The organism is Scandinavium lactucae, from assembly GCF_033843265.1.
GTDB lineage: Bacteria > Pseudomonadota > Gammaproteobacteria > Enterobacterales > Enterobacteriaceae > Scandinavium > Scandinavium lactucae.
The window spans coordinates 59,220-85,380 of the sequence record NZ_JAWXRD010000038.1; the positions used below are offsets into that span (position 1 = coordinate 59,220).

The 26,161-nt window shown below is 57.2% G+C and carries 26 protein-coding genes and 1 riboswitch; of the genes, 14 read left to right on the plus strand and 12 right to left on the minus strand.

Going from position 1 to position 26,161, the window contains the following annotated elements; genetic code table 11:
• The first annotated feature begins 1 nt into the window (after position 1).
• The 4 genes from hlyD to SIK69_RS16880 are packed head-to-tail and all read left to right on the plus strand — an operon-like array spanning position 2 to position 4,968.
• Complete coding sequence (hlyD, locus tag SIK69_RS16865) at positions 2-997, plus strand: secretion protein HlyD (protein WP_319629392.1); 996 nt, start codon at positions 2-4, stop codon at positions 995-997.
• Positions 990-2,729 carry an ATP-binding cassette domain-containing protein gene (locus SIK69_RS16870; protein WP_319786615.1) on the plus strand — a complete coding sequence of 580 codons (1,740 nt, stop codon included), beginning with the start codon at positions 990-992 and terminating at the stop codon, positions 2,727-2,729. The genes hlyD and SIK69_RS16870 overlap by 8 nt, the downstream gene beginning before the upstream one ends.
• Positions 2,719-3,852 carry an ABC transporter permease gene (locus tag SIK69_RS16875; RefSeq protein ID WP_319629394.1) on the plus strand — a complete coding sequence of 378 codons (1,134 nt, stop codon included), beginning with the start codon at positions 2,719-2,721 and terminating at the stop codon, positions 3,850-3,852. Before SIK69_RS16870 ends, SIK69_RS16875 begins: the two co-directional genes overlap by 11 nt.
• Positions 3,853-3,861: 9 nt before the next feature.
• A complete protein-coding gene (locus SIK69_RS16880) occupies positions 3,862-4,968 on the plus strand; it encodes an ABC transporter permease (protein ID WP_319629395.1) in 1,107 nt (368 codons plus the stop codon).
• Positions 4,969-4,982: 14 nt separating this feature from the next.
• Here SIK69_RS16880 and SIK69_RS16885 read toward each other — a convergent pair whose 3' ends face one another.
• Positions 4,983-5,384, minus strand: coding sequence for a YbhQ family protein (locus SIK69_RS16885; protein WP_319629396.1), 402 nt, complete (start codon positions 5,382-5,384; stop codon positions 4,983-4,985).
• A gap of 131 nt (positions 5,385-5,515) precedes the next feature.
• Here SIK69_RS16885 and SIK69_RS16890 point away from each other — a divergent pair, with 131 nt between their 5' ends.
• Genes SIK69_RS16890 through SIK69_RS16900 form a run of 3 tightly spaced genes read left to right on the plus strand, consistent with a single transcriptional unit; the run spans position 5,516 to position 8,477 of the window.
• Complete coding sequence (locus SIK69_RS16890; protein ID WP_319629397.1) at positions 5,516-6,277, plus strand: endonuclease/exonuclease/phosphatase family protein; 762 nt, start codon at positions 5,516-5,518, stop codon at positions 6,275-6,277.
• The gene (gene clsB, locus SIK69_RS16895) at positions 6,274-7,515 is read left to right on the plus strand and encodes a cardiolipin synthase ClsB (protein ID WP_319629398.1); all 1,242 of its coding nucleotides are present in this window, start codon (positions 6,274-6,276) and stop codon (positions 7,513-7,515) included. Before SIK69_RS16890 ends, clsB begins: the two co-directional genes overlap by 4 nt.
• Positions 7,515-8,477, plus strand: coding sequence for a lysylphosphatidylglycerol synthase domain-containing protein (locus SIK69_RS16900; RefSeq protein WP_319629399.1), 963 nt, complete (start codon positions 7,515-7,517; stop codon positions 8,475-8,477). The genes clsB and SIK69_RS16900 overlap by 1 nt, the downstream gene beginning before the upstream one ends.
• Positions 8,478-8,531: 54 nt before the next feature.
• On the opposite strand, the gene SIK69_RS16905 is transcribed toward SIK69_RS16900, so the two are convergent.
• From SIK69_RS16905 to moaA, 6 genes are all read right to left on the minus strand, one after another.
• On the minus strand, positions 8,532-9,236 hold the full coding sequence (locus SIK69_RS16905) for a Bax inhibitor-1/YccA family protein (RefSeq protein ID WP_319629400.1): 705 nt from the start codon (positions 9,234-9,236) through the stop codon (positions 8,532-8,534).
• 76 nt (positions 9,237-9,312) lie between these two features.
• Positions 9,313-9,765, minus strand: coding sequence for a molybdopterin synthase catalytic subunit MoaE (moaE, locus tag SIK69_RS16910; protein ID WP_319629401.1), 453 nt, complete (start codon positions 9,763-9,765; stop codon positions 9,313-9,315).
• A 2-nt stretch (positions 9,766-9,767) separates the two neighbouring features.
• Positions 9,768-10,013 carry a molybdopterin synthase sulfur carrier subunit gene (moaD, locus tag SIK69_RS16915; RefSeq protein WP_319629402.1) on the minus strand — a complete coding sequence of 82 codons (246 nt, stop codon included), beginning with the start codon at positions 10,011-10,013 and terminating at the stop codon, positions 9,768-9,770.
• Positions 10,006-10,491: a cyclic pyranopterin monophosphate synthase MoaC gene (gene moaC, locus SIK69_RS16920; RefSeq protein ID WP_319629403.1), complete on the minus strand. Its 486-nt coding sequence runs from the start codon at positions 10,489-10,491 to the stop codon at positions 10,006-10,008. Before moaC ends, moaD begins: the two co-directional genes overlap by 8 nt.
• A 3-nt stretch (positions 10,492-10,494) precedes the next feature.
• Positions 10,495-11,007 carry a molybdenum cofactor biosynthesis protein B gene (gene moaB / locus SIK69_RS16925; protein ID WP_319629404.1) on the minus strand — a complete coding sequence of 171 codons (513 nt, stop codon included), beginning with the start codon at positions 11,005-11,007 and terminating at the stop codon, positions 10,495-10,497.
• Between the two features lie 26 nt (positions 11,008-11,033).
• Complete coding sequence (gene moaA / locus SIK69_RS16930; RefSeq protein WP_319629405.1) at positions 11,034-12,023, minus strand: GTP 3',8-cyclase MoaA; 990 nt, start codon at positions 12,021-12,023, stop codon at positions 11,034-11,036.
• Positions 12,009-12,141, minus strand: a riboswitch (molybdenum cofactor riboswitch). Its footprint overlaps the gene before it by 15 nt.
• A 225-nt stretch (positions 12,142-12,366) precedes the next feature.
• Here moaA and yvcK point away from each other — a divergent pair.
• From yvcK to pmrB, 4 genes are all read left to right on the plus strand, one after another.
• Positions 12,367-13,275: a uridine diphosphate-N-acetylglucosamine-binding protein YvcK gene (yvcK, locus tag SIK69_RS16935; RefSeq protein ID WP_319629406.1), complete on the plus strand. Its 909-nt coding sequence runs from the start codon at positions 12,367-12,369 to the stop codon at positions 13,273-13,275.
• A gap of 91 nt (positions 13,276-13,366) precedes the next feature.
• The gene (eptA, locus tag SIK69_RS16940) at positions 13,367-15,007 is read left to right on the plus strand and encodes a phosphoethanolamine transferase EptA (RefSeq protein ID WP_374941358.1); all 1,641 of its coding nucleotides are present in this window, start codon (positions 13,367-13,369) and stop codon (positions 15,005-15,007) included.
• A complete protein-coding gene (pmrA, locus tag SIK69_RS16945) occupies positions 15,008-15,679 on the plus strand; it encodes a two-component system response regulator PmrA (protein WP_319629407.1) in 672 nt (223 codons plus the stop codon). It begins immediately after the preceding gene.
• Positions 15,680-16,756, plus strand: a complete 1,077-nt coding sequence (gene pmrB, locus SIK69_RS16950) for a two-component system sensor histidine kinase PmrB (protein ID WP_319629408.1) — start codon at positions 15,680-15,682, stop codon at positions 16,754-16,756. It abuts the gene before it with no gap.
• A 197-nt stretch (positions 16,757-16,953) separates the two neighbouring features.
• Here pmrB and uvrB read toward each other — a convergent pair whose 3' ends face one another.
• Positions 16,954-18,975, minus strand: coding sequence for an excinuclease ABC subunit UvrB (gene uvrB, locus SIK69_RS16955; RefSeq protein ID WP_319629409.1), 2,022 nt, complete (start codon positions 18,973-18,975; stop codon positions 16,954-16,956).
• A 756-nt stretch (positions 18,976-19,731) separates the two neighbouring features.
• Between uvrB and SIK69_RS16960 the strand changes: the two genes are divergently transcribed.
• Complete coding sequence (locus tag SIK69_RS16960; protein ID WP_319629410.1) at positions 19,732-20,454, plus strand: ABC transporter ATP-binding protein; 723 nt, start codon at positions 19,732-19,734, stop codon at positions 20,452-20,454.
• Here SIK69_RS16960 and bioD read toward each other — a convergent pair.
• The 4 genes from bioD to bioB are packed head-to-tail and all read right to left on the minus strand — an operon-like array spanning position 20,429 to position 24,044.
• Positions 20,429-21,118, minus strand: coding sequence for a dethiobiotin synthase (gene bioD, locus SIK69_RS16965; protein WP_319629411.1), 690 nt, complete (start codon positions 21,116-21,118; stop codon positions 20,429-20,431). The two genes, SIK69_RS16960 and bioD, sit on opposite strands and share 26 nt — an antisense overlap.
• Positions 21,111-21,866, minus strand: a complete 756-nt coding sequence (gene bioC, locus SIK69_RS16970; RefSeq protein WP_319629412.1) for a malonyl-ACP O-methyltransferase BioC — start codon at positions 21,864-21,866, stop codon at positions 21,111-21,113. The genes bioD and bioC overlap by 8 nt, the downstream gene beginning before the upstream one ends.
• Complete coding sequence (gene bioF / locus SIK69_RS16975) at positions 21,850-23,007, minus strand: 8-amino-7-oxononanoate synthase (RefSeq protein ID WP_319629413.1); 1,158 nt, start codon at positions 23,005-23,007, stop codon at positions 21,850-21,852. The genes bioC and bioF overlap by 17 nt, the downstream gene beginning before the upstream one ends.
• A complete protein-coding gene (bioB, locus tag SIK69_RS16980; protein ID WP_319629414.1) occupies positions 23,004-24,044 on the minus strand; it encodes a biotin synthase BioB in 1,041 nt (346 codons plus the stop codon). The genes bioF and bioB overlap by 4 nt, the downstream gene beginning before the upstream one ends.
• Positions 24,045-24,131: 87 nt before the next feature.
• Between bioB and bioA the strand changes: the two genes are divergently transcribed.
• A complete protein-coding gene (gene bioA, locus SIK69_RS16985) occupies positions 24,132-25,421 on the plus strand; it encodes an adenosylmethionine--8-amino-7-oxononanoate transaminase (RefSeq protein ID WP_319629415.1) in 1,290 nt (429 codons plus the stop codon).
• Between the two features lie 43 nt (positions 25,422-25,464).
• Entirely contained in the window at positions 25,465-25,941 is a 477-nt protein-coding gene (locus tag SIK69_RS16990) for a kinase inhibitor (protein ID WP_319629416.1), read from the plus strand.
• Positions 25,942-26,161 lie beyond the last annotated feature (220 nt).

Consider the following 26,161-nt stretch of genomic DNA (forward strand, 5'->3'; position numbering starts at 1 on the left):
CATGAAGAAACCCATCGCCATTATTTTGGTGGTCTTGATTATCGTTGCCGCGATTGCCGGAGGTGGAATCTGGTATCAGAGCCGAAAAGATACTGGCCTGACGCTGTACGGCAACGTCGATATCCGCACGGTGAATATGAGTTTCCGCGTCGGCGGCCGTTTGCAGGCGTTGCAGGTCGATGAAGGGGATGCGGTGAAAAAAGGGCAAACGCTGGGTGAAATCGACCATGCTCCTTACCGAAATGCGCTGATGCAGGCCGAGGCCAACGTCGCCGCCGCACAGGCAAAATACGATCTGCTGCTGGCGGGTTACCGCGATGAGGAGATTGCTCAGACCGAAGCCGCGGTACGTCAGGCGAAGGCGGCCTATGACTATGCGCAGAACTTTTATCAGCGCCAGCTGGGGCTGTGGAAAAGCCGCACCATTTCCGCCAACGATTTAGAAAACGCCCGTTCTTCGCGAGATCAGGCGCAGGCCACGCTGAAGTCGGCACAGGATAAGCTCAGTCAGTACCATGCCGGTAATCGTCCACAGGAAATCGCCCAGGCCAAAGCCAGCCTTGAGCAGGCCCAGGCTCAGCTGGCACAGTCGCAGCTGGATTTGCAGGACACCACGCTCATTGCCCCATCTGATGGCACCATTCTCACCCGCGCCGTAGAGCCAGGCAGCATGCTGAACGCGGGCAGCACGGTGTTGACGCTGTCGCTGACCCGCCCGGTGTGGGTCCGCGCCTACGTGGATGAAAGCCATCTGAATCAGGCCCAGCCGGGTCGCGAGCTGCTGCTGTATACCGATGGCCGCCCGGATAAACCGTATCACGGCAAAATTGGCTTCGTGTCGCCGACCGCCGAATTCACGCCGAAAACAGTGGAAACACCTGACCTGCGTACTGACCTGGTGTATCGCCTGCGCATTATCGTCACCGATGCCGACGATGCACTGCGTCAGGGGATGCCGGTCACGGTGTCCTTCCCGCAAGGAGAAACGCATGAGTGAAGCGGGGATTAAGCTCGACGGGCTTATCAAACGCTTTGCTGGCATGGAGAAGCCTGCGGTCGCCCGGCTGGACTGCACTGTGCAGTCCGGCTATGTCACCGGGCTGGTTGGCCCGGACGGTGCGGGAAAAACGACCCTGATGCGCATGCTCGCCGGACTGTTGAAGCCTGATGAAGGCCAGGTCAGCGTGATTGGCTACGACCCTATCAACGACAACAGCGCCCTGCATGCGGTGCTCGGCTATATGCCACAGAAGTTCGGGCTGTACGAAGATTTGACGGTGATGGAAAACCTGACGCTGTACGCCGATTTGCGCAGCGTCACCGGCGATGTGCGGGAAAAAACCTTTGCCCGGCTGCTGGAATTTACCTCACTCGGCCCCTTCACCGGGCGGCTGGCGGGAAAACTCTCCGGCGGCATGAAACAAAAGCTGGGCCTGGCCTGTACTTTGGTCGGCGAACCGAAAGTGCTGTTGCTCGATGAACCCGGGGTGGGTGTAGACCCAATCTCACGCCGCGAACTGTGGCAAATGGTCCACGAACTGGCGGGCGACGGGATGCTGATCCTCTGGAGCACCTCCTATCTCGATGAGGCGGAACAGTGCCGGGACGTGCTGCTGATGAACGAGGGCGAGTTGCTGTATCAGGGCGAGCCGAAGGCGCTGACCGACACCATGCGCGGACGCAGTTTCCTGATGAGCAGTCCGGCGGAGAACAACCGTAAACTGCTGCAACGGGCGCTGAAGCTGCCACAGGTCAGCGACGGCATGATTCAGGGCCGTTCGGTACGCCTGATCCTCACCAAGGATGCCACCGCAGACACGATTCGTCACGCAGACGGGATGCCCGACGTCATCATCGACGAAACAGCCCCGCGTTTTGAAGATGCGTTTATTGATTTGCTCGGCGGCGCGGGCACGTCAGAATCCCCGCTGGCGGCGATTCTGCACACCGTTGACGGCAAGCCGGGCGAAACGGTGATTGAAGCCAAAGAGTTGACCAAAAAATTTGGCGATTTCGCCGCGACTGACCACGTGAACTTTGCCGTTAAGCGCGGTGAGATTTTCGGCCTGCTCGGCCCGAACGGCGCGGGCAAGTCCACCACCTTTAAAATGATGTGCGGCCTGCTGGTGCCCACTTCCGGTAACGCGCTGGTGCTGGATATGGATCTCAAAGTCAGCTCCGGTAAGGCCCGTCAGCATTTGGGCTATATGGCGCAGAAGTTCTCGTTATACGGCAACCTGACGGTGGTGCAAAACCTGCGTTTCTTCTCCGGGGTGTATGGCCTGCGCGGGAAAGCGCAGGCAGAGAAAATTGAACGCATGAGCGAGGCCTTTGGCCTGAAAAGCATCGCCGACCATGCCACCGATGATTTGCCCCTCGGCTACAAGCAGCGTCTGGCGCTGGCCTGCTCGCTGATGCATGAGCCGGACATTCTGTTTCTCGACGAGCCGACCTCCGGCGTCGACCCGATCACCCGCCGTGAATTCTGGCTGCATATCAACAGCATGGTGGAAAAAGGCGTCACCGTGATGGTGACCACCCACTTTATGGACGAGGCGGAATATTGCGACCGCATCGGGCTGGTGTATCGCGGGAAGCTGATTGCCAGCGGCACGCCGGACGACCTCAAAGCGCAGGCCGCGGATGATGAGACCACCGATCCGACCATGGAACAGGCGTTCATCACCCTGATTAACGACTGGGATAAGGAGCATCACGATGTCCGGTAGCGTTCTGTCGTGGCGGCGCGTTCGCGCCCTGTGCGTGAAAGAAACGCGGCAAATTATCCGTGATCCCAGCAGCTGGCTTATCGCGGTAGTGATCCCGCTGCTGTTACTGTTCATCTTTGGCTACGGGATTAACCTCGACTCCAGCAAGCTGCGGGTCGGCATTTTGCTGGAGCAGCAAAGTGAGGAGGCGCTGGATTTCGCCCACGCCATGACCGGATCGCCGTATATCGATGCCACGATTAGCGACAATCGCCAGGCATTAATCCAGAAGATGCAGGCCGGACGCATTCGTGGCCTGGTGGTCATCCCGGTGAACTTCGCGGCGCAGATGACCAGGCCGGGCGACACCGCACCGCTACAGGTCATCACCGACGGCAGCGAACCGAATACCGCCAACTTTGTGCAGGGTTACGTGCAGGGCATCTGGCAAATCTGGCAGATGCAGCGCGCCGAAGACCGGGGTGAATCTTTTGAACCGCTGATTGACGTGCAGATGCGCTACTGGTTTAACCCGGCGGCGATCAGCCAGCACTTCATTATCCCGGGGGCGATAACCATTATTATGACGGTGATCGGCGCGATTCTGACCTCACTGGTGGTCGCCCGTGAATGGGAGCGCGGCACTATGGAGGCGCTGCTGTCGACGGAAGTCACCCGCGCCGAACTGCTGCTGTGCAAGCTGATTCCGTATTACTTCCTCGGCATGCTAGCGATGGGGCTGTGTATGCTGGTGTCGGTATTCATCATGGGGGTGCCGTTCCGGGGGTCGCTGCTGGTGCTGTTTGTGATTACCAGCCTGTTTTTGCTGAGCACCCTGGGGATGGGGCTGCTGATATCAACCATCACCCGCAACCAGTTTAACGCCGCCCAGGTGGCGCTCAACGCCGCGTTTCTGCCGTCAATTATGCTGTCCGGGTTTATTTTCCAGATAGACAGTATGCCCGCCGCCATCCGGGTGGTGACCTATGTTATCCCGGCCCGCTACTTTGTCAGCACCCTGCAAAGCCTGTTTTTGGCGGGTAACATTCCGGTGGTGCTGATGATTAATACCCTGTTTTTGATTGCCTCGGCGGTGATGTTTATTGGCCTGACGTGGCTGAAAACCAAACGTCGGCTGGACTAAGGAGACGGCATGTTTCATCGCTTATGGACGCTGATTCGAAAAGAGCTACAGTCGCTGCTGCGCGAGCCGCAGACCCGCGCGATCCTGATTATGCCGGTGCTGATTCAGGTGCTGCTGTTCCCGTTCGCCGCCACCCTGGAAGTGACCAACGCCACCATCGCGATTTACAACGAGGACAGCGGCAAGCACGCGGTTGAGCTCACCCAGCGTTTCGCCCGCGCTAAAGCCTTTACCCACGTGCTGCTATTGCGCAGCCCACAGGAGATCCAGCCCACCATCGATACGCAAAAGGCGCTGCTACTGGTGCGCTTCCCGACGGATTTCTCGCGCAATATTGATAGCGGGCAGACCGCGCCGATGCAGCTGTTGCTCGACGGGCGTAACTCCAACAGCGCGCAGATTGCCGCCAACTATGTGCAGCGGATCGTGGAGGAGTACCAGCAGGAACTGCTCGACGGCAAACCGAAACCGAATAACAGCGAGCTGGTGATACGTAACTGGTATAACCCGAACCTGGATTACAAATGGTTTGTGGTGCCGTCACTGATTGCGATGATCACCACCATCGGGGTGATGATTGTCACCTCGCTGTCAGTCGCCCGCGAACGTGAACAAGGCACCTTAGATCAGCTGCTGGTGTCGCCGCTGGCGACCTGGCAGATTTTCGTCGGCAAAGCGGTACCCGCGCTGATCGTCGCCACCTTTCAGGCCACCATCGTGCTGGCGGTGGGGATATTCGCCTATGACATTCCGTTTGCCGGTTCGTTGTTGCTGTTTTACTTCACGATGCTGGTGTACGGGTTGTCGCTGGTGGGATTTGGTTTGCTGATCTCTTCCCTGTGCGAGACACAGCAGCAGGCGTTTATCGGGGTATTCGTGTTTATGATGCCCGCGATTTTGCTGTCGGGGTATGTATCGCCCGTGGAGAATATGCCGGTGTGGCTACAGAATGTGACGTGGATTAACCCGATTAGACATTTTACGGATATTACTAAGCAGATTTACCTGAAGGACGCCAGCTTCGATATCGTCTGGCAAAGCCTGTGGCCGCTACTGGTGATAGCGACCACGACCGGCTCAGTGGCGTACGCGATGTTTCGGCGTAATGTGGCGTAATCCTTGTTGCCGACTCAATGCCACCTGAATTTTTTTGGAACGCGTTTTTTCTCTTTAATAAGCACCGACAGCAAGGCGGGCCCGGCAAGGATAACGACGCCTGCCAGCGCCAGCAGCACATTGTTGTGCAGCACGCGAGACAGCAGCCAGAGAACAATCACCGCCGCGCCGAAATACCAGGTGGTGGTTAACTCTTCGAGGAAATCGCCGATGTCACGCCAGCGCTCCTCGTGGTGGCGTTGCAGGGCTAGCATCAGCACTACCGTGACCGCATATAGCACGCAAAGCCCTAAACCCACCTGTACCAGCGTGCGGCTCATCCAGCCCATTACCAGAACTGCAACCACCAGCAAATGCAAAATAATCTGCCAGCAGCTTAGCCCGGTTGCGACACGAATTCGTTGTTGCCACTTCATGTCTTCTCTCCTGAAGCATTTTCAACTGTAACTGAGAGTACCGGACTTTACGGAAAATTCCGTAACACCGCACCTTTTTGTGACGGCTACTACACTATTTCATTCAGGACAGAGAAGCGGACAGGGGAAATATGACTAAACCGTCGCCACATTTTTCTTTAAAGATTCTGACTATCAATACACACAAAGGCTTTACCGCGTTCAATCGCCGCTTTATTTTGCCCGAACTTCGCGACGCGGTACGTGCCGTGGGTGCCGATATTGTGTGCCTACAGGAAGTGCTGGGCGCGCATGATGCTTTGTCGCTTCGGGTCGAAAACTGGCCGAACACCAGCCATTATGAGTTTCTCGCCGATACCCTGTGGAGCGACTACGCCTACGGGCGTAACGCGGTCTATCCCGAAGGGCATCATGGCAACGCGGTGCTGTCACGTTTTCCGATCGAACATTATGAAAATCGGGATATTTCCGTCGGAGATAGTGAAAAACGCGGCCTGCTGTATTGCCGTCTTCTTCCCCCGGAGTCGCCGACGCCGGTCCACGTCATCTGCGTGCATCTGGGGCTGCGTGAAGCCCATCGTCAGGCGCAGTTAACCATGTTGAGCGACTGGGTGAACAGCCTGCCGGACAACGAGCCGGTAGTCGTGGCCGGGGATTTCAATGACTGGCGGCTACAGGCTAATCTGCCGTTAAAACGTCAGGCTGGGCTGGAGGAGATTTTCACCCAGGCCTCAGGCCGCCCGGTTCGCACCTTCCCGGTTCGCTTCCCGCTGCTGCGCCTCGACAGAATCTATGTCAAAAATGCGCACGCCAGCAGCCCAACGGCGCTGCCACTGCGGGAGTGGCGACATCTCTCTGACCATGCACCGTTGAGCGCGGAGATCCATCTATGAAATGCGGTTGGCGTGAAGGTAATCAAATTGAGCTGCTGGAAAACGGCGACCAGTATTATCCGGCTGTTTTCAGCGCCATTGCGAAAGCAGAAAGTAAAATCATTCTCGAAACCTTTATCTGGTTTGAGGACAGTGTCGGCTGGCAACTGCACGAGGCATTGCTCACTGCCGCCCGGCGCGGGGTGAGTATTGAAGTGTTGCTCGACGGGTACGGTTCGCCTGACCTGAGCGATCGTTTCGTTGGCGAACTGACGACGGCAGGCGTGGTGTTTCGCTATTACGATCCACGCCCTCGCCTGTTCGGCCTGCGCACCAATCTGTTCCGCCGAATGCACCGCAAAATTGTGGTGATCGACGCCGCAGTAGCCTTCGTGGGTGGGATTAATTACTCCGCCGAGCATATGTCGGACTACGGCCCGGAGGCCAAACAGGATTACGCCGTTCGCGTCGAAGGCCCCGTGGTACAGGATATTTTGCAATTCGAGCTCGATAACTTACCCGGCCATGCAGAGGCCCGACACTTCTGGCGACGCCGCCATCGCGCGGAAGAAAACCGTACTCCCGGCGAGGCACAAACGCTGTTTGTCTGGCGCGACAACCATGAGCATCGGGATGATATTGAACGTCACTATCTGAAAATGCTGGCTAATGCCCGGCATGAGGTGATCATCGCGAACGCTTACTTTTTCCCAGGCTACCGTCTATTGCACGCGATGCGCAATGCCGCCCGGCGCGGGGTGCGGGTTAAACTGGTGGTCCAGGGCGAGCCGGACATGCCGATTGTTAAAGTCGGTGCGCGCCTGCTGTACCGTTATTTGCTCAAAGGCGGGGTACAGATTTTTGAATACAAACGCCGCCCGCTACACGGCAAAGTAGCGCTGATGGACGATCACTGGGCGACGGTGGGTTCAAGTAATCTTGACCCGCTGAGCCTGTCGCTCAATCTGGAAGCCAACCTGATTATTCATGACCGGGCGTTTAATCAGACCCTGCGCGACAATTTGAATGCCCTCATTCAACAGGATTGTCTGCGGGTGGACAGCGCGATGGTGCCGAATCGCAGCTGGTGGAATCTGGGTAAAAGCGTGCTGGCGTTCCACTTCCTGCGCCACTTCCCGGCGATGGTCGGCTGGCTGCCTGCCCATACCCCGAAGCTGGCCCAGGTTGACCCGCCGGTGCAGACCACGCTGGAAACACAAGATCGGATCGATACCGAAAATACGGGGGTAAAGCCCTGATGAGCCATTCTCACCCACGCTGGCATAAGGCGAAAAAAATCCTCACCGGGCTGTTCTTCATTGCCGTCGCGGTGCTGTTAGTGGTGTATGCGCAGAAGGTCGACTGGCAGGAAGTGTGGAAGGTTATCCGCGATTACAACCGTACCGCCCTGCTCAGTGCTGTGGCGCTGGTTGTCGTCAGCTATTTACTGTACGGCTGTTACGATTTGTTGGGCCGCGCCTACTGCGGGCATAAACTGGCGAAGCGGCAGGTCATGCTGGTGTCGTGTATCTGCTATGCGTTTAATCTCACGCTGAGCACGTGGGTAGGCGGCATCGGGATGCGATATCGCCTCTATTCGCGACTCGGCCTGCCGGGCGGCACCATTACCCGCATTTTCTCCCTGAGCATTACCACCAACTGGCTCGGCTATATTCTCCTCGGTGGAGTGATTTTCAGTATTGGCGTGGTCGACTTGCCCGCGCACTGGTACATCAGCGACACGACTCTGCGGATTATCGGCGGCTGCCTGCTGTTGCTGATTGCCCTTTACCTGTGGGCCTGCGCCTTCGCTAAACGTCGCCATCTGACCATCAAAGGGCAGAAACTGGTGCTGCCGTCATGGCGATTCGCGCTGCTGCAAATGCTGATTTCCAGCGCCAACTGGATGGCGATGGGGGCGATTATCTGGCTGCTGCTCAGCCAACAGGTGAATTATTTCTTCGTGTTGGGGGTACTGCTGGTGAGCAGTATCGCCGGAGTTATCGTGCATATTCCGGCGGGCATTGGCGTTCTTGAAGCGGTATTTATCGCCTTGCTGGCTGGAGAACATGCCTCTCAGGGCACCATCATCGCGGCGCTGCTGGCATATCGCATGCTCTATTTCTTTATTCCGCTGGCGCTGGCCACGGTCGGCTATTTAGTGCTGGAGAGTCGGGCCAAGAAAATGAAGGCGAAAAATCAGAGGGCGATGGCCGATTGAGGATGGACAGGGTGTTGAAGACCCGGCAAGCGCTAGCGCCGCCGGGTAAACAGTCTAGCGGCGGTTGCCCATGATGCGCAGCAGCATCAGGAACAGGTTGATGAAATCAAGATACAGCGTCAGCGCACCCAGAATCGCATATTTGCGCAGGTTGCTGCTGTCGCGGGTATCGATTTGCTCACCAATCGCCTTCAGCTTCTGGGTGTCGTACGCCGTCAGGCCGACAAACACCACCACGCCGATATAGGTCACGGCCCACATCAGCGGCGTGCTCTTCAGCCAGATGTTAACCAGTGATGCCAGCAGAATACCAATCAGTGCCATAAACAGCATTTTACCCATGCCGGTCAGGTCGCGTTTGGTGGTGTAGCCGTACAGGCTCATCGCACCAAACATCCCCGCCGTCACGATAAAGGTGCTGGCAATGGAGCTGTAGGTATAGGCGATGAAAATACTGGAAAGCGTCAGCCCGGTTAGCGCCGAATAGAGCATAAACAGGGTGGTCGCCATTCCTGCACTCAGTCGCTGCACCATGCCGGACAGCACGAACACCAGCGCCAACTGGGCGATGATCAGGCCAAAGAAGGTAATTTTACTGGAGAAGACAAACATCATCACTGCCGGAGTGTTGGCAGCAAACCAGGCCACAAACGCCGTGAGCAGCAGTCCACAGGTCATCCAGCCATAGACCTGCGCCATGTAGGTCTGCAGGCCAGAACGTGCCTGAACAATTGAATTGGGACGCGAGTATCGGTCCATGATGAAACCCTCAAATAAAGGTGTGTGTGCATTAAGCGTATCACAAGCGCAATACACTCATATCCGAAAACGTGTTTTACCAGCGCCTGGCCGCTTGGTGGTCGCTGTCGCGGGACTCGACCCAGCGATCGCCTTCCAATGTGGTCTCGCGTTTCCAGAATGGGGCGCGGGTTTTCAGGTAATCCATGATGAACTCCCCTGCGGCAAAGGCGCTGCCGCGATGCACGCTGGTAACCCCGACAAAGACGATTTCCTCGCCAGGCCACATCTCCCCGATGCGGTGAACCACGCTCACCCGCCCTAACGGCCAGCGGTCGCGCGCTTCGGCTACGATTTCAGCCAGCGCTTTTTCAGTCATTCCCGGATAGTGCTCCAGGGTCAGGGCGCTCACGCTGTCGCCCAGATTATGATTGCGGACTTTACCGGTAAAGGTCACCACTGCGCCGTCTTCGTCGCGTTCGGCGAGCCAGGCATATTCGGTGCCAACGTTAAAACGGGCATTTTCCACACGGATAAGCGTGTCGTTCATAATTAGCCCCCTGTCACTGGCGGGAAAAACGCCACTTCATCACCTGCCACAATGGGATGGTCATGGCTGACTAAGGTCTGATTGACCGCGGTCAGCAGTTTGCCCTCTTCCAGCGCCAGCGCCCAGCGCGAACCCTGCGCGGCCAGCTGCTGTCGCAGTTGTTCTACGGTGGTAGCATCAGTGTCCAGCGTCAGGCGGTCGGTGCCCACCAGCTCGCGCACCTGAGCGAAAAAGAGAATGTTAATCATGCGTGTCTGCCCTGAAATCTCCGGATTTACCGCCGCTTTTCGCCAACAGGCGCAGCGGACCAATCACCATATCCTTCTGTACCGCTTTGCACATGTCGTAGATGGTCAGCGCAGCGACCGACGCGGCGGTCAGGGCTTCCATTTCAACCCCGGTTTTCCCGGTCAGGCGGCACAGCGACTCAATGCGCACCCGGTTATATTCGGGCTGCGCCTGTAAATTGACTTCCACTTTGCTGAGCATCAATGGATGGCAGAGCGGGATCAAATCCCAGGTGCGTTTTGCAGCCTGGATCCCAGCGATGCGGGCGGTGGCAAACACATCACCTTTGTGATGACTGCCGTCGATAATCATCGCCAGCGTTTCCGGCAGCATGGTGACAAAGGCTTCGGCGCGGGCTTCGCGCACCGTTTCCGCTTTGGCGGAGACATCCACCATATGGGCTTCACCGGCGGCGTTAATGTGCGTCAGTTGCGACATGGTTTATTTCTTCAAATGAGGGTGGAAATTACACGGACGAGTCCGCGCATCGAGCTGTGGCGCGATGATATTTTCCCATGCGGTGCGGCACGCTTTGGTCGAGCCCGGCATGGCGAAAATCAAAGTATTGTTCGCCACCCCAGCCACCGCGCGGGATTGTAGCGTTGAGGTGCCGATTTCTTCGAATGACAGCATGCGGAATACTTCGCCAAAGCCTTCGACTTCACGGTCAAACAGTGGCAGCAGGGCTTCGGGCACCTGGTCACCGTCGGTAAAGCCGGTCCCGCCGTTGATCAGCACCACCTGCACGTCGTCGCTGGCAATCCAGGCAGAAACCTGGGCGCGAATGGCGTAGCGGTTCTCTTTAACAATGGCTTTGTCGACAATGTGGTGGCCTGCGTCGTGGGCGCTATCGCGCAGATAGTGGCCGGACGTGTCGTCCTCTTCACCGCGCCGACTGGACACGGTAAGAATTGCGATGCGGGTCGGGATAAATTCAGCACTAACCTGACTCATTCTCAATCTCCTTATTTTGAAACGACTCAGCCACCGATATACGAAAGATTCTGAGTAATACCGGTCTGGCCCTGATGCAGGAAATGGGTCTGTTTTTTCTGCGCCAGCGCCGCGCAAATGCGCGCCTCCAGTTCAGGCTGCTGCGCATCGTCGGCGAGCAAATCACGCAGTTCGACGCCACCGTCGCCAAACAGGCACAGATGCAGTTTTCCGGTTGAGGAGACGCGCAGGCGGTTGCAGCTGGCGCAGAAGTCTTTTTCATACGGCATGATCAGGCCAATTTCCCCGGCGTAATCGGGGTGGCAGAAGACCTGCGCCGGGCCGTCGCTGCGTTGACGAATCTGGTGGATCCAGCCGCGTTTGAGCAGTTCATCGCGCAGAACCATGCCGGAAATATGATGCTTGCGGAACAGGTCGCTGCCCTCGCCAGTTTCCATCAATTCAATAAAACGTAGCTGAATCGGACGCGGTTTGATCCACTCAAGGAAGGTATCGAGCTGGTGATGGTTGACATCGCGCATCAGCACGGTGTTGACCTTCACTTTGGCGAATCCCGCTGCAAACGCGGCGTCGATACCGTCCATCACCTGCTGGAATTTATCCTGCCCGGTGATGGCCTGAAACTGGCGAGCATCGAGGCTGTCGACGCTGACGTTGACGTGGGTTAACCCGGCGTCGCGCCAGCTTTGCGCATCGCGCGCCAGACGGTAGCCGTTGGTAGTCACCGCAATCTGGCGAATGGCGTCGTTTTCACGCACGGTAGCGATGATGTCGGTAAAGTCGCGGCGCAGCGACGGTTCACCCCCGGTCAGGCGCACTTTTTCGGTGCCCATGGCGGAAAATGCCCGGGTCACGCGGCGCACTTCCGCGACGGAGAGAAAGCCGTTGTTATTGACGCCGCTCGGTTTGTAACCGTCAGGCAGGCAGTAGGTGCAACGGAAGTTGCAAACATCGGTAATCGACAGGCGCAAATAGTAAAACTTGCGTGCAAAAGCATCGGTAAGTTGTGGGGCCATACACCTTTCCAAATACGGGAGGCACAGTCATTTCTTCCTGCACCCTGGTGACATCGTCACGGCCAGAACCCCCTATCCACAGGACTTAGGCGTTAAGGCTAGAGTGTAGCTTCTGATTATAGAGAAGCGGGTTATGCAGATAGTAGCGCGGAAATGACGCTTTCGCCATTTTCGACTTTCGCTGTATATTCTTATACATAGCGGACCAATCGTGCACTTTCGCTACAGAATACGCATAAATGGGGGTTTTACATTGATATGGGTCATTTTGACGGGATCCGCCCATCGTCTTTTAGGGGTAGTTACGCTAAGGTAGCCACGACCGACTCTTCTAAGGAATTCTATGCGCAATCGTACTTTTGCGGATCTCGATCGTGTGGTCGCCCTCGGTGGCGGGCACGGTCTGGGGCGAGTGATGTCTTCTCTCTCCTCGCTGGGTTCGCGCCTGACAGGTATCGTCACTACCACCGATAACGGCGGGTCTACTGGCCGGATTCGGCGCTCCGAAGGCGGGATTGCCTGGGGAGATATGCGCAACTGTCTGAACCAGCTGATCACCGAACCCAGCGTCGCCTCGGCGATGTTCGAGTACCGTTTTAGCGGCAATGGCGAATTATCCGGACATAACCTCGGAAATCTGATGTTAAAGTCGCTGGACCATCTGAGCGTGCGGCCGCTGGAGGCGATCAACCTGATCAGAAATCTGTTGAAGGTGGAAGCGTCACTGATCCCGATGTCGGAAGTGCCGGTGGATCTGATGGCTATCGACGACGAAGGTCATGAAATCTACGGCGAAGTTAATATCGACCAGCTCAAGCTGCCGCCGAAAGAACTGCTGCTCACGCCGTCGGTGCCGACCACCCGCGAAGCGGTGCAGGCCATCGCCGAGGCCGACCTTATCCTGATTGGCCCGGGGAGTTTTTATACCAGCCTGATGCCGATTTTATTGCTCGCTGAAATGGCACAAGCCCTGCGCAGAACCCCTGCCCCGATGGTCTATATCGGCAACCTGGGGCGTGAACTGAGTCCGGCAGCGGCCAGCCTGTCGCTGAAAGACAAGCTTGAGCTAATGGAGCATTACGTGGGTAAACCGGTGATTGATGCCGTCGTCGTCGGGCCCATGGTCGACGTGTCTGAGGTGTCTGACCGGGTGGTGATTCAGGTCCCGCTGGAAGCCAGCGATATCCGCTATCGCCACGACCGCCTTCTTCTGCGCGACGCGCTGGAGCAAGCCGTTCAGGCGTTAGGTTAAGATCTAAGGTTAAGGCAATCCTTAATTTCTTAAGGTTGTCTTAACGCACCCTGGTCATCATGGCGTCATGTTTTTCTGCTGGATGCCCGTGATGCCACATTTTTCCCTGCGTCGCCCTGCGATGGGGCACATCTCTTATCTGGTGCTATTTGCACTGTATATCTCGTTATTTTTGAATATTGTTTACTATAAACAAGCCTTTACGTTACTGCCTGTTGACTCACTGCACAATGCGTTGGTGTTCGCCACCATGCCGCTGGTGCTGTTTTGCGTGATCAATATTCTTGTGACCCTGGCGTCTTTTTTGTGGCTCGACAAACCGGTCATTAGTCTGTTTATCCTGGTCAGCGCCGCCGCACAGTATTTCATCATGACCTTTGGCGTGGTGATCGACCGGTCGATGATCACCAATATTATCGACACTACGCCTGCGGAAAGTTTCGCCCTGATGTCGACTAAAATGGTGCTGACGATGCTGCTTTCCGGGCTACTGGCGGTGCTGATTGCCTGGTGGATCCGAGTGACAAAACCGCACAGTGCCTGGCGGAGCATCGTCCTGCGCGTGGGCAGCATTGTGGTCTCAGCCCTGTTGATCGTGCTGGTAGCGCTGCTGTTTTATAAAGATTACGCCTCACTGTTTCGCAACAACAAAGAGCTGGTCAAATCCCTGAACCCGTCCAACAGCATTGTGGCGGTGAATTCCTGGTATTCGCATAACCGTCTGGCCCACATGCCGCTGGTGCGCATCGGTGAAGATGCGACGCAGAAAGCGGTGATGAAAAATGGCCCGCGTCATAACCTGACCATCCTGGTGCTGGGCGAAACCTCGCGGGCGGACAGCTTCTCTCTCGGCGGCTATTCACGTGAAACCAACCCGCGTCTGAAGCAGGACAACGTGGTGTACTTCCCGAACACCACCTCCTGCGGCACCGCCACCGCGATTTCCGTGCCGTGCATGTTCTCCAACATGCCGCGCGCACGTTACAAGGAAGAGCTGGCGCAACATCAGGAGGGCCTGCTGGACGTGATTCAACGAGCGGGCATCAACGTGCTGTGGAATGAAAATGACGGTGGCTGTAAAGGCGCGTGCGATCGCGTCCCGCATCAGGATATGACGCGCCTGAATTTGCCGGGCCAGTGTGTGGACGGCGAATGTTATGACGACGTGCTGTTCCAGGGTCTGGATGCCTATATTAATAATTTGAAAGGCGATGGCGTTATTGTATTACACACCATCGGCAGCCACGGGCCGACCTATTATAATCGCTACCCGAAAGCATTACGCACCTTCTCGCCAACCTGTGACAGCAATGAAATTCAAAACTGCACCAAAGAGCAGCTGGTGAATACTTACGACAACACCCTCGTTAACGTGGATTATATTGTCGATAAGGCCATTAAATTATTGCAGTCGAAACAGAACACCTTTACCACCAGCCTCGTTTACCTCTCCGATCACGGCGAGTCCTTAGGCGAGAACGGCGTGTACCTGCACGGTCTGCCGTGGTCTATTGCTCCGGATACGCAGAAACACGTGCCGATGCTCATCTGGCTGTCCGAGGATTATCAGAAGCGCGATAACGTTAATTATTCCTGCCTGAAAGACCATGCGAAAGCGAACCACTATTCGCAGGATAATCTGTTCTCAACCATGCTAGGCTTGGCGGGAGTAGATACCAGGGAATATCAGGCCCACGACGATATCGTTGCGCCATGCAGAGGAGCAAGTTAAATGAAAGTGCTGGTGGTTGAAGACGACGCATTATTATTGCAGGGATTGATCCTTGCGATGCAAAGTGAAGGTTACGTCTGCGATGGCGTCACCACGGCACATGAGGCTGCTCTGTGCCTTGCGAACGGACATTACGGCCTGATGGTGCTTGACCTCGGCTTACCGGACGAAGACGGCTTACATTTTCTGGCCCGTCTTCGCCGGGAGAAAATCAGCCTGCCGGTACTGATCCTCACCGCGCGTGACACCGTGCTGGACAGGATCACCGGGCTTGATACCGGGGCCGATGATTATCTGGTCAAACCGTTTGCGCTGGAAGAGTTGAATGCCCGCGTACGCGCCCTGCTGCGTCGGCACAATAATCAGGGTGACAACGAAATCAGCATTGGTGATTTGTGCCTCAACGTGACGCGCCGTCTGGTATCTCGCGGTGACACGCAGCTCGATTTGACGCCCAAAGAGTACGCCCTGCTCTCGCGCCTGATGGCCAAAGCGGGCAGCCCGGTGCATCGCGAAGTGCTGTACAACGATATCTACAGCTGGGACAACGAGCCGTCGACCAACACCCTTGAAGTCCATATTCACAACCTGCGCGACAAAATCGGCAAGACCCGGATCCGCACGGTGCGTGGCTTTGGCTACATGCTGGTGAAGACCAGTGAGGATGCGTAAATGAATCTGCCGTTTATCCGTGACGTACAGTGGACCATGCGCCGCCAGCTGCTGCTGACGATCGCCGCCATTCTGCTGGTGTGTCAGGTGATCAGCGTGTTCTGGCTGTGGCACGAAAGTCAGGAGCAAATTCAGCTGCTGGTGCAAAGTGCCATCAACGGGCACAACAACCGTAAACATATTGAACACGAAGTGCGCGAAGCCGTCGCCAGCCTGCTGGTGCCAAGTATGTTGATTATCGGGCTGGCGCTGTGGATTTCTCTCCAGGCCGTCAAACGTATCACCCGCCCGCTGTGGGAGTTACAGCAAGAGCTTAACAGCCGCACCCCGGATAACCTGAAGCCTATTGACCTGCCAAAATCGGTTAGCGAAGTCGATGCCGTCACCTCGGCCATCAATCAACTGGTCGAACGCCTTAATCAAACGCTGGAGCGTGAACGCCTGTTTACCGCCGACGTGGCGCATGAGTTGCGCACCCCTCTCTCCGGGTTGCGTCTGCATCTTGAGCTGATGGCGAAATCCAACCGCGTGATGGTTGACCCACTGTTACAACGTCTGGATCAGATGACGCAGAGTATTTCGCAGCTCTTACAGTTGGCGCGCGTCGGCCAGTCATTTTCAGCGGGCAGCTATCAGCGTGTGCCGTTGGTGGAAGAAGTGATAGAGCCAATTCAGGGCGAACTGGAAGCGATGCTCAGCCAGCGCGGACAAACCTTAGCGCTGCCTGCCGGTATGCAAGAGGTCACGGTGTCAGGGGATGCCACGCTGCTGCAAGTGTTATTGCGCAATCTGGTAGAAAACGCCCATCGCTACAGCCCGGAGGATTCGACAATTACGGTTACGATTGATGCCGGAATGATGGCGGTAGAAGATGAAGGGCCGGGAATTGACGAAGCTAAAAGTGGCGAACTCAGTAAAGCGTTCGTACGAATGGACAGCCGCTACGGCGGCATTGGCCTGGGGTTAAGCATCGTGACTCGCATCGCACAGCTGCACGACGCTCAGTTCTTTTTGCATAACCGTCAACCCGGACCGGGCGTGAAAGCGTGGGTTAAATTTCCGCGCCGTTCACGTTGATCAGAATGTCAGGATCCACTGGTGGAAGAAGCCAACCACGATCAGGAAGGAAACCAGGATGGTCAGAGTGGTTAAGAAATTGTCTTTTTGCATGGCACTGTCCTCATTAAACTGAAGACAGTGTCGTCGATAAAGATTAACGCAACATTAAGGCCCCGCTTCGGGGCCTCTTTATTAAGGAAAATTGAGGAAAAATATTAAGACGCGGCGATAAACAGATCGCGCAGCTGATGTAGACGGTCGCGCACTTCGGCGGCTTCTTCAAACTCAAGATTTTGCGCATGCTTCATCATCTGCGCTTCAAGTTCGCTGATTTTCTGCTGCAACGCTTTCGGCGTCAGCGCCAGCTCTGCCGCCTCGGTCTCAGCCGCACTTCTCGACTTGCCGCGACCTTTACCGCGCGTTTTCGCCAGGCTCTCGCCCAACGACAGAATATCGACCACCTTCTTGTTCAGTCCCTGCGGCACAATGCCATTTTCCAGGTTGTACTGCTCCTGCTTCTCACGACGACGCTCGGTTTCACCCATCGCTTTCGCCATCGAGTTGGTGATTCTGTCAGCGTAAAGAATCGCCTTGCCGTTGATGTTACGCGCCGCACGACCGATGGTCTGAATAAGCGAACGTTCGGAACGCAGGAAGCCTTCTTTATCGGCGTCCAGAATCGCCACCAGCGACACTTCCGGCATATCGAGACCTTCCCTTAACAGGTTGATCCCCACCAGCACGTCAAACTCGCCAAGACGCAAATCGCGGATGATCTCCATCCGCTCGACGGTGTCGATATCCGAGTGCAGGTAGCGCACCCGTTCGCCATGCTCTTCCAGATATTCAGTCAGGTCTTCGGCCATGCGTTTGGTGAGCGTGGTGACCAGCACCCGCTCGTTAATCGCTACGCGCAGACGAATTTCTGACAGCAGGTCATCCACCTGGGTGCCGACCGGACGCACTTCGATAACGGGATCCAGCAGACCGGTAGGACGTACCACCTGATCGACCACGTCATCGCCCGATTTTTCCAGCTCATAATTGCCCGGCGTCGCCGACACGTAGATAGTTTGCGGGGCCAGAGCTTCAAATTCTTCAAACTTCAATGGACGGTTGTCCAGCGCCGACGGCAGGCGGAAACCGTATTCAACCAAGGTCTCTTTACGTGCGCGGTCGCCACGGTACATCCCACCAATTTGCGGCACGGTGACGTGGGATTCGTCGATCACCAACAGGCCGTCGGCGGGCAGATAATCAAACAGCGTCGGGGGTGGCTCGCCCGGCCCACGCCCGGAGAGATAGCGCGAGTAGTTTTCAATGCCCGAGCAGTAACCCAGCTCGTTCATCATCTCGAGGTCGAACTGGGTCCGCTGCGAAAGACGTTGCTCTTCCAGCAGCTTGTTGTTTTCCAGCAGCACTTTGCGGCGGTCTGCCAGCTCGACTTTGATCTCTTCCATCGCCTGCACAATGCGTTCACGTGGCGTAACGTAGTGCGTTTTCGGGTAGACGGTAAAACGCTGGATGGTCGATTCCAGATGCCCGGTCAGCGGGTCAAACAGCGACAATCGCTCCACTTCTTCATCAAACAGCTCAACGCGCAGGGCTATGTCGTCAGATTCCGCCGGGAAGATGTCGATAACTTCCCCGCGCACACGGAACGTACCGCGCTGGAATGCCTGATCGTTACGGGTGTATTGCAGTTCGGCCAGACGACGCAGAATCGAACGCTGATCGATAATCATGCCCACCGTCAGGTGCAGCATCATCTTCAGATACAGGTCAGGGTCGCCCAGACCGTAAATGGCAGACACCGAGGCCACCACAATCACGTCGCGGCGTTCAAGCATCGCTTTGGTCGCTGACAGACGCATCTGCTCGATGTGTTCGTTCACCGACGCATCTTTTTCGATAAAGGTATCTGAGCTGGGAACGTAGGCTTCCGGCTGATAGTAGTCGTAATAGGAGACAAAAAACTCGACCGCGTTATCCGGGAAGAACTCTTTCATCTCGCCGTACAGCTGCGCGGCGAGGGTTTTATTCGGGGCCAGCAGCATGGTCGGGCGCTGGAGGTCGGCAATCACGTTGGCGATGGTAAACGTTTTCCCTGAGCCCGTTACCCCGAGCAGCGTTTGATGCGCCAGACCATCTTCCAACCCCTCTTCCAGGCGACGGATGGCCTCGGGCTGATCGCCTGAGGGACGGAAAGCAGAATGCATTTTGAACGGTTTACTCATGAACGACAACCTGATGAAGGGAAACGGGCAGACGATTAATTCTACTCGTCGCACCAAAATTTGCCAATAAAAAACACTGGATATAAAAACAGTAACGCATTAGGGTATGTGTGTTACCGCTGTCATCTGCGATCAACTGCGGTGAAAATTTCCGCTGTGACGATATAAAACACCGGGCGGATCGGGTTATCCCCAGAACATTGTCGTATTTAACATTTGTCAAGAAGGGTGATGAATCTTTTATGGCAGCCGGTGACACTTTTCTTACAGGCATTGCTTTTATTAAACGCATTGATAAATAAAGGAAATATCGAAAAGCCGCGTTTCGCATCAATTTGGGTGCAGGCCGCGTCTTCTCTAGCCTATCGCAAGTTTTCTAACTCTCATGCACATGGTTATCCACAGGAATAGTGGATAAGTGTCTGCAGCCCAACTCCCCTGCCACTCGCGCAAAACGCATCGAGCCCCTAAAAGTCCTGTCGAAAAATTTTTTATCGCTATTTTTTGTCTTTAATCATGCAAAACGCCCGCCGTTGCGCAACGAGATGGCGCTCACAAAAGCAGCGTTAACGCTGCACCACGCGCCGACGCCCTCTTTCATTCGCAGCACCGACAAAGTGCACCGGCCCGGTTGAACACGCGGCACATACGCCTCTTTTTTGAGTAGCAATCCGAAATAGGGGGGCAATTCGCAATGCATTTTCTGTTCTGGCAAGGGATTTGCACAACCTAAAGCCACAACGTAAGGAGATGCCGATGTTGAGTCTACGCGCAGTGAATCACTATTACGGAAATCAGCATATTCTGTGGGATCTCAATCTCGACCTTGCCCCCGGGAAGTGCACCTGCGTGCTCGGGCTGCCGGGCATGGGGAAGACCACGCTGGTGAACTGTATTGCGGGCTTTCAGGCCATCGAAAGCGGCACCATGTTCTGGCAGGAGGCCAGCGGGCCGCCGCGCGACCTGCTCACCCTTTCCCCACCCCTGCGCGCGGCGATGGGTATCGGCTATGTGCCGCAGGATAAGCGGATTTTCTCGCAGATGACGGTGGAAGAGAATTTGCAGATAGCGATGCGGGCAAGCCACGAGGGAAACGGCGCGGTCGGCAGTGACATTTTTGACCTGATGCCTGAGCTGTATCCGCTGCGCCAGGTCAAGGGGGCGGCGATGTCCGACGATGACCAGTATCAGCTGGCGCTTGCCAGCGCGCTGGTCACCCGGCCCAAACTGCTGATCCTTGACGAGCCGACGCGCGGGATGGGGCTGGGGTTTATGCACAAACTCGGCGAATGCCTGCTGCGTCTGAACCGTGAACTGGGGCTAACGGTGCTGCTCGCCGAGCAGCACCTGCCGTTTATTCGCCGGGTGGCGGATACCTTCTGCCTGTTGCATCGCGGGCGTAACGTCGCGCAGGGCCCGGTGAATCAGCTCGATACCCGGCTGCTGGCGCAGTTTATGACGCCGGACGAAGCGCCGTAAGGTCGAGATATTGCCCTGTCTCTGCGGCCTCTGGCCCCTGTTCCAGATAAGGGATTTCTCCCAGCAACGGCGCGGGCAGCATCCTCGTCAGAGTCGCCAGGTATTCGGCGTGACGTTTACCCGGCGGGATAACGTCATTAGCAATCCAGCCCGCGAGGTGCAACCCGGCCTGTTGCACCGCCTGCGCGGTCAGCAGCGCATGGTTGATACAGCCGAGCTTTACACCCACCACGAGGATCACCGGCAAGCGCTCAGCCTGCACCCAATCGGCAAAGGTATACGAGGCTGACAACGGCGTGAACCAGCCGCCTGCCCCTTCGACCAGCACCCATTCCGCTTTCTGCGACAGCGCCTGCAGCCCAGCGGAAAGCGTTCGCGCCTCTATGGGTCGGCCTTCATCTGCGCTAATGATGTGCGGCGAGGTCGGTTCCGCAAAGGTGTATGGATTCACCTCTGCGTAGTTCAGCGCTACCGCGCTGTGGCGTTGCAGGGCCAGCGCGTCGGTGTTGCGCAACCCGTCGGCGGTCATTTCGCTACCCGATGCCACTGGCTTATAGCCTGCGGTGCGATAGCCCGCGCGGTTTGCCGCCTGCAAAAGCGCGCAGCTGGCAACGGTTTTACCGACTTCGGTGTCGGTGCCAGTAACAAAATAACGTTCAATCACGGTCAATGACTCCTGTAAAAATATGGTACGTCAGGGCGCAACGCCCCTGCTGTTTCGGCCATGCCAACTGAATTTGCTGCAACTGGCTGCGGGTCAGGGTTTGCGCCGCCCGGCCTTCATGCAGATGGGTCGCGCCAATGCCTTTCAGTGAGCGCATCGCACTCAGAGCATCGTCAAAGGTCAGGCAGAAAGTGTGCGTGTGATGCTGGCAGCGATAACCCGCCAGGGCGGCAATAATCTCGGCCTGGGTTAAAAAACGATTGGCGTGCGGCTGGCGGTCGACTGGCTGCCATGCCTGATGCAGTTCCGGCAGCGAATCCGCCACCAGAGTGCTGAACGCCACCCGGCCCCCGGGACGCACCACGCGGTACAATTCGCTCAGCGCCGTCGGCAGCGAGTCACACCACTGCACCGCGAGGTTGCTCCAGGCCAGGTCGTACTGCTCATCAGCCAGCGGCATGGCTTCAATATCCGCCTGCACATAGTGTTGTGCCGAACGCTGGGACAGCGCCTGTTCCAGCATCGGCGAGGAGAGGTCCAGTGCCGTGACCTGGCTTCCCACATCCGTCCAGTAGCGACTCATGCTCCCCGGCCCACAGCCAGCATCCAGCACCCGGTTGAACGCTCGTCCGGGAAGCTGTGCCAGCAACGCCGCGGCGCTCTGGCGCTGGAGTTCGTCGTGTTGCTGATAGTGACTGGCGGCCCGGCCAAACGCGGCCGCAATCGCTGATTTATCGACGGGCGGCATCCAACACCTCCAGTAACTGGTCGATATCCTGCGGCTGATGTGCGGCGGTCAGCGTCACCCTCAGGCGCGCCGTCCCCGCTGGCACCGTCGGTGGGCGGATAGCCGTCAGCCAACACCCCTGCTCGCGCAGACTTTCCGCCAGCCGTAATGCCCGGCTATTTTCACCGACGATCAGCGGCTGAATGGCGCTGTTCGATGCCGTAAGCTGCAAGGAGAGCTGTTCTGCCCCCTGACGGAAACGCGCGATGTGGCGGCGTAAGGTCTGACGGCGGGATTCGCCCTCTTCACTGCGGATAATCGCCAGCGCCTGACTGAGCGCCACCGCCTGTGCGGGCGGCATACTGGTGCTGTAAATCAGATGTCGCGCGAACTGCAACAGATAATCCGCTACCGGGTCGCTGCACAGCACCGCCGCCCCGCTCAGGCCAAACGCCTTCCCAAAGGTCACCACCAGTAGCTCAGGATGGACGCCCTGTGCGGCGCAGCTGCCCCGGCCATTGTCTCCGCTGACGCCCACCCCGTGCGCATCGTCCACCAGCAGCCAGCCGTTGGCTTGGCGGGTAACGGCGGCGATCCCGGCGAGCGGGGCGCTGTCGCCGTCCATACTGAAAATGCCTTCGGTGACCGCCAGTTGCAGGCCCTCAATGGGCTTCGCCAGCAGGCTTGCCAGTTGAGAGCTATCGTTATGGGCGAAGCGCCGCAGCTGCGCCGGGCTGTGGCTGGCCGCTTCCAGCAGCGAGGCGTGGCTCAGTTTGTCCGCGACAATCCGGTCGTCTTTGTGCATCAGGGCAGCAATCACCGCCTGATTAGCCGCGAAGCCAGAGATAAACAGCAGCGCACGCGGGTAGCCCAGCCACTGCGCCAGTTCCTGCTCAAACTGCTGATGCGCTTCGCTGTAGCCGGTGACGTGTCCGGACCCGCCGCTGCCGGTGCCGTAGCGCTCAGCGCCCTGTTGCCAGGCGGCGACGATCTGCGGATGCTGGCTCAGACCAAGGTAATCGTTGCTGGAAAAATTCAGCCAGCGGCGTTCCCCCTGAACCAGCCAGCGTCCCGCGCCGTGGCTGACCGGCAGGCGATGACGAAACGTATCGGCATGACGTCGTTCCGTTAGCGCAGTGTCGATGCGTTGCTGCCAGCTCATACCGCCGCCGCGTTGTAATACGTGTCGGTATCCGGGGTCAGCAGCGCCTGTTCGAGTTTTTGCTGCTGTTCGATATCCCCCGCCAGCACCGCGGTCTGCTCTGGATTGATCCCCAGCTTGCGGAACAGCAGCAGATCTTTGTCCTCTTCCGGGTTCGGCGTGGTCAGCAGCTTGCAGCCGTAGAAAATCGAGTTGGCCCCGGCCATAAAGCACATCGCCTGGGTTTGCTCGTTCATCTTTTCGCGTCCGGCAGACAGACGCACGTGCGAGGTCGGCATCATGATCCGCGCCACGGCGATGGTGCGAATAAATTCAAAGGCATCAACGTCTTCGTTGTTTTCCATTGGCGTACCTTTGACCTTCACCAGCATGTTGATCGGTACGCTTTCCGGCGGCGTCGGCAGATTCGCCAGCTGCAACAGCAGCCCGGCGCGGTCGGTCACCGTTTCGCCCAGGCCGACAATCCCGCCCGAACAGACTTTGATCCCGGCGTCACGCACTTTGCCGAGGGTGTCGAGGCGCTCCTGATAGGTGCGGGTGGTGATGATGTTGCCGTAGAATTCCGGCGAGGTGTCGAGGTTATGGTTGTAGTAATCCAGCCCGGCCTCCCCCAGACGCTGCGCCTGGGAATCAGACAGCGTGCCGAGGGTCATGCAGGCCTCAAGGCCCATCTCCTTCACGCCTTTGACCATCTGCTCGAGATACGGCATATCGCGCTCGTGCGGATTTTTCCACGCCGCGCCCATGCAAAAACGGGTCGAACCGGCGTTTTTCGCTTTGCGTGCCGAGGCCAGCACTTCCTCGACTTCCATCAGGCGTTCGGCTTCCAGCCCGGTTTTGTAGCGGGCGCTCTGTGGGCAATATTTGCAGTCTTCCGGGCAGGCACCGGTCTTAATCGACAATAGGGTGCTGACCTGAACCTGGCACGGATCGAAGTGTTGGCGGTGAATGGTCTGCGCTTCAAACAGCAGGTCCAGCAAGGGTGTGTTAAACAGTTCAGTGACCTGCGACATTGTCCAGCGTGCGTGGTGAGCCATTGGCGTCTCCAAAAGGGGTTCAGTTGTTTCTCGGTTCGGTGTAGGATCGTAAACCTAAAACTTTTCAAAATGGTTTACAAGTCGATTATGACCCAGGACGATCTCGCCTTCGATCAACGCCATATCTGGCACCCCTACACGTCCATGACCGCCCCGTTACCGGTTTACCCGGTGGTGGCCGCTCACGGCTGCGAACTGGCGCTGGCCTCTGGCGAGCCGTTGGTTGACGGTATGTCGTCCTGGTGGGCGGCAATCCACGGATACAATCACCCGCGCCTCAACGCCGCAATGACCCAACAGATGGCGCAGATGTCGCACGTGATGTTTGGCGGGATAACCCACCCTTCTGCCGTGGCGCTGTGTCGCAAGCTGGTATCGATGACGCCTGAAGCGCTGGAATGCGTGTTCCTCGCGGATTCGGGTTCGGTGGCGGTCGAAGTGGCGATGAAAATGGCGTTGCAGTACTGGCAGGCCAAAGACGAACCGCGTCAGCGTTTTCTCACCTTCCGCAATGGGTATCACGGCGATACCTTCGGGGCGATGTCGGTCTGCGATCCAGACAACTCAATGCACAGTCTGTGGCAAGGGTATCTGCCGGAAAACCTGTTCGCTCCGGCCCCGCAAAGCCGTTTTAACGGCGAATGGGATGAGAGGGATATGGTGCCGTTTGCCCGCCTGATGGCGGCGCATCGCAGCGAGATAGCGGCGGTTATCGTCGAACCCGTGGTACAGGGCGCGGGCGGGATGCGGATGTACCACCCGGAGTGGCTGCGCCGGTTGCGCAAGATGTGCGACCGCGAAGGCATTCTGCTGATCGCCGATGAAATCGCCACTGGCTTTGGCCGTACCGGGAAGCTTTTCGCCTGTGAACACGCGGGGATTGCCCCGGATATTCTGTGTCTTGGCAAGGCGCTGACCGGTGGCACCATGACCCTGTCCGCCACGCTCACCACCCGTGACGTCGCGAATACTATCAGCAACGGGGCTGCGGGCTGCTTCATGCATGGCCCGACGTTTATGGGCAATCCGCTGGCCTGCGCGGTCGCGGCTGAGAGTCTGGCCCTGCTGGAAGAAGGCCACTGGCAGCAGCAGGTAGCGGACATTGAAGCGCAGTTGACGCGCGAACTGGCAGACGCACGCCAGTCACCTTTGGTCGCCGACGTGCGTATTTTGGGGGCCATTGGCGTGGTAGAAACCCATGCGCCGGTGAATATGGCACGACTGCAAAAATTCTTCGTCGAGCGCGGGGTATGGATCCGTCCATTTGGCAAGCTTATCTATCTGATGCCACCGTATATCATCACGCCTGCGCAGCTGACACGCCTGACCGATGCGGTAAAAGCCGCTCTCAACGACAACACGCTTTTTGCCTCCTGAGCTAAACTTCGTGATTATTCAGCACCCTGAAAGAGGCTATAAGATGAAATTGTTGAGTCAGGATTTTAAGGATGGCGACAAGCTGCCACACCGTCAGGTTTTCAACGGCATGGGCTACGACGGGGATAATATTTCGCCGCACCTGGCCTGGGATGACGTGCCGTCTGGCACCAAAAGTTTTGTGGTGACCTGCTATGACCCGGACGCCCCAACCGGCTCCGGCTGGTGGCATTGGGTGGTCGTTAATTTACCGGCCAGCACCCGCGTGCTGCCACAGGGCGCAGGCTCCGGCATCGCCGATTTGCCAGACGGTGCCTTGCAGACCCGGACCGATTTTGGCAAAGCGGGCTACGGTGGTGCAGCGCCACCGAAGGGCGAAACGCACCGCTATATTTTTACCGTGCATGCCCTGGACGTGGAAAAACTGGAGGTGGATGAAAACGCCAGCGGCGCGATGGTTGGCTTTAATGTGCATTTCCATAGTCTGGCGAGCGCGTCAGTGACGGCGATGTTTAGCTGAGCGCTGTGGCTGTGGTGTCTGTCTTTCGGATCGGCACCGATCGTGTCCCCGCTTGAAATCGCGGGCTGGAAGAGCGGGCAGTGCGAAGCACCGATTTCTGTTGCGGGGCCACGGGGATTGATAAGGGGAGCATGGTGCTCCCCTTATCACGTTCACGTTTTGTATGGTTTACGGAACCTGCCGAACATCTGGTGAACGGAACAGTTCCACAGAATTCCAC

Bases quoted from the DNA above. Each gene is read 5' to 3' on its own strand.
- hlyD (WP_319629392.1), top strand. From the start codon at position 2: ATGAAGAAACCCATCGCCATTATTTTGGTGGTCTTGATTATCGTTGCC.
- SIK69_RS16870 (WP_319786615.1), top strand. From the start codon at position 990: ATGAGTGAAGCGGGGATTAAGCTCGACGGGCTTATCAAACGCTTTGCT.
- SIK69_RS16875 (WP_319629394.1), top strand. From the start codon at position 2,719: ATGTCCGGTAGCGTTCTGTCGTGGCGGCGCGTTCGCGCCCTGTGCGTG.
- SIK69_RS16880 (WP_319629395.1), top strand. From the start codon at position 3,862: ATGTTTCATCGCTTATGGACGCTGATTCGAAAAGAGCTACAGTCGCTG.
- SIK69_RS16885 (WP_319629396.1), bottom strand. From the start codon at position 5,384: ATGAAGTGGCAACAACGAATTCGTGTCGCAACCGGGCTAAGCTGCTGG.
- SIK69_RS16890 (WP_319629397.1), top strand. From the start codon at position 5,516: ATGACTAAACCGTCGCCACATTTTTCTTTAAAGATTCTGACTATCAAT.
- clsB (WP_319629398.1), top strand. From the start codon at position 6,274: ATGAAATGCGGTTGGCGTGAAGGTAATCAAATTGAGCTGCTGGAAAAC.
- SIK69_RS16900 (WP_319629399.1), top strand. From the start codon at position 7,515: ATGAGCCATTCTCACCCACGCTGGCATAAGGCGAAAAAAATCCTCACC.
- SIK69_RS16905 (WP_319629400.1), bottom strand. From the start codon at position 9,236: ATGGACCGATACTCGCGTCCCAATTCAATTGTTCAGGCACGTTCTGGC.
- moaE (WP_319629401.1), bottom strand. From the start codon at position 9,765: ATGAACGACACGCTTATCCGTGTGGAAAATGCCCGTTTTAACGTTGGC.
- moaD (WP_319629402.1), bottom strand. From the start codon at position 10,013: ATGATTAACATTCTCTTTTTCGCTCAGGTGCGCGAGCTGGTGGGCACC.
- moaC (WP_319629403.1), bottom strand. From the start codon at position 10,491: ATGTCGCAACTGACGCACATTAACGCCGCCGGTGAAGCCCATATGGTG.
- moaB (WP_319629404.1), bottom strand. From the start codon at position 11,007: ATGAGTCAGGTTAGTGCTGAATTTATCCCGACCCGCATCGCAATTCTT.
- moaA (WP_319629405.1), bottom strand. From the start codon at position 12,023: ATGGCCCCACAACTTACCGATGCTTTTGCACGCAAGTTTTACTATTTG.
- yvcK (WP_319629406.1), top strand. From the start codon at position 12,367: ATGCGCAATCGTACTTTTGCGGATCTCGATCGTGTGGTCGCCCTCGGT.
- eptA (WP_374941358.1), top strand. From the start codon at position 13,367: ATGCCACATTTTTCCCTGCGTCGCCCTGCGATGGGGCACATCTCTTAT.
- pmrA (WP_319629407.1), top strand. From the start codon at position 15,008: ATGAAAGTGCTGGTGGTTGAAGACGACGCATTATTATTGCAGGGATTG.
- pmrB (WP_319629408.1), top strand. From the start codon at position 15,680: ATGAATCTGCCGTTTATCCGTGACGTACAGTGGACCATGCGCCGCCAG.
- uvrB (WP_319629409.1), bottom strand. From the start codon at position 18,975: ATGAGTAAACCGTTCAAAATGCATTCTGCTTTCCGTCCCTCAGGCGAT.
- SIK69_RS16960 (WP_319629410.1), top strand. From the start codon at position 19,732: ATGTTGAGTCTACGCGCAGTGAATCACTATTACGGAAATCAGCATATT.
- bioC (WP_319629412.1), bottom strand. From the start codon at position 21,866: ATGCCGCCCGTCGATAAATCAGCGATTGCGGCCGCGTTTGGCCGGGCC.
- bioF (WP_319629413.1), bottom strand. From the start codon at position 23,007: ATGAGCTGGCAGCAACGCATCGACACTGCGCTAACGGAACGACGTCAT.
- bioB (WP_319629414.1), bottom strand. From the start codon at position 24,044: ATGGCTCACCACGCACGCTGGACAATGTCGCAGGTCACTGAACTGTTT.
- bioA (WP_319629415.1), top strand. From the start codon at position 24,132: ATGACCCAGGACGATCTCGCCTTCGATCAACGCCATATCTGGCACCCC.
- SIK69_RS16990 (WP_319629416.1), top strand. From the start codon at position 25,465: ATGAAATTGTTGAGTCAGGATTTTAAGGATGGCGACAAGCTGCCACAC.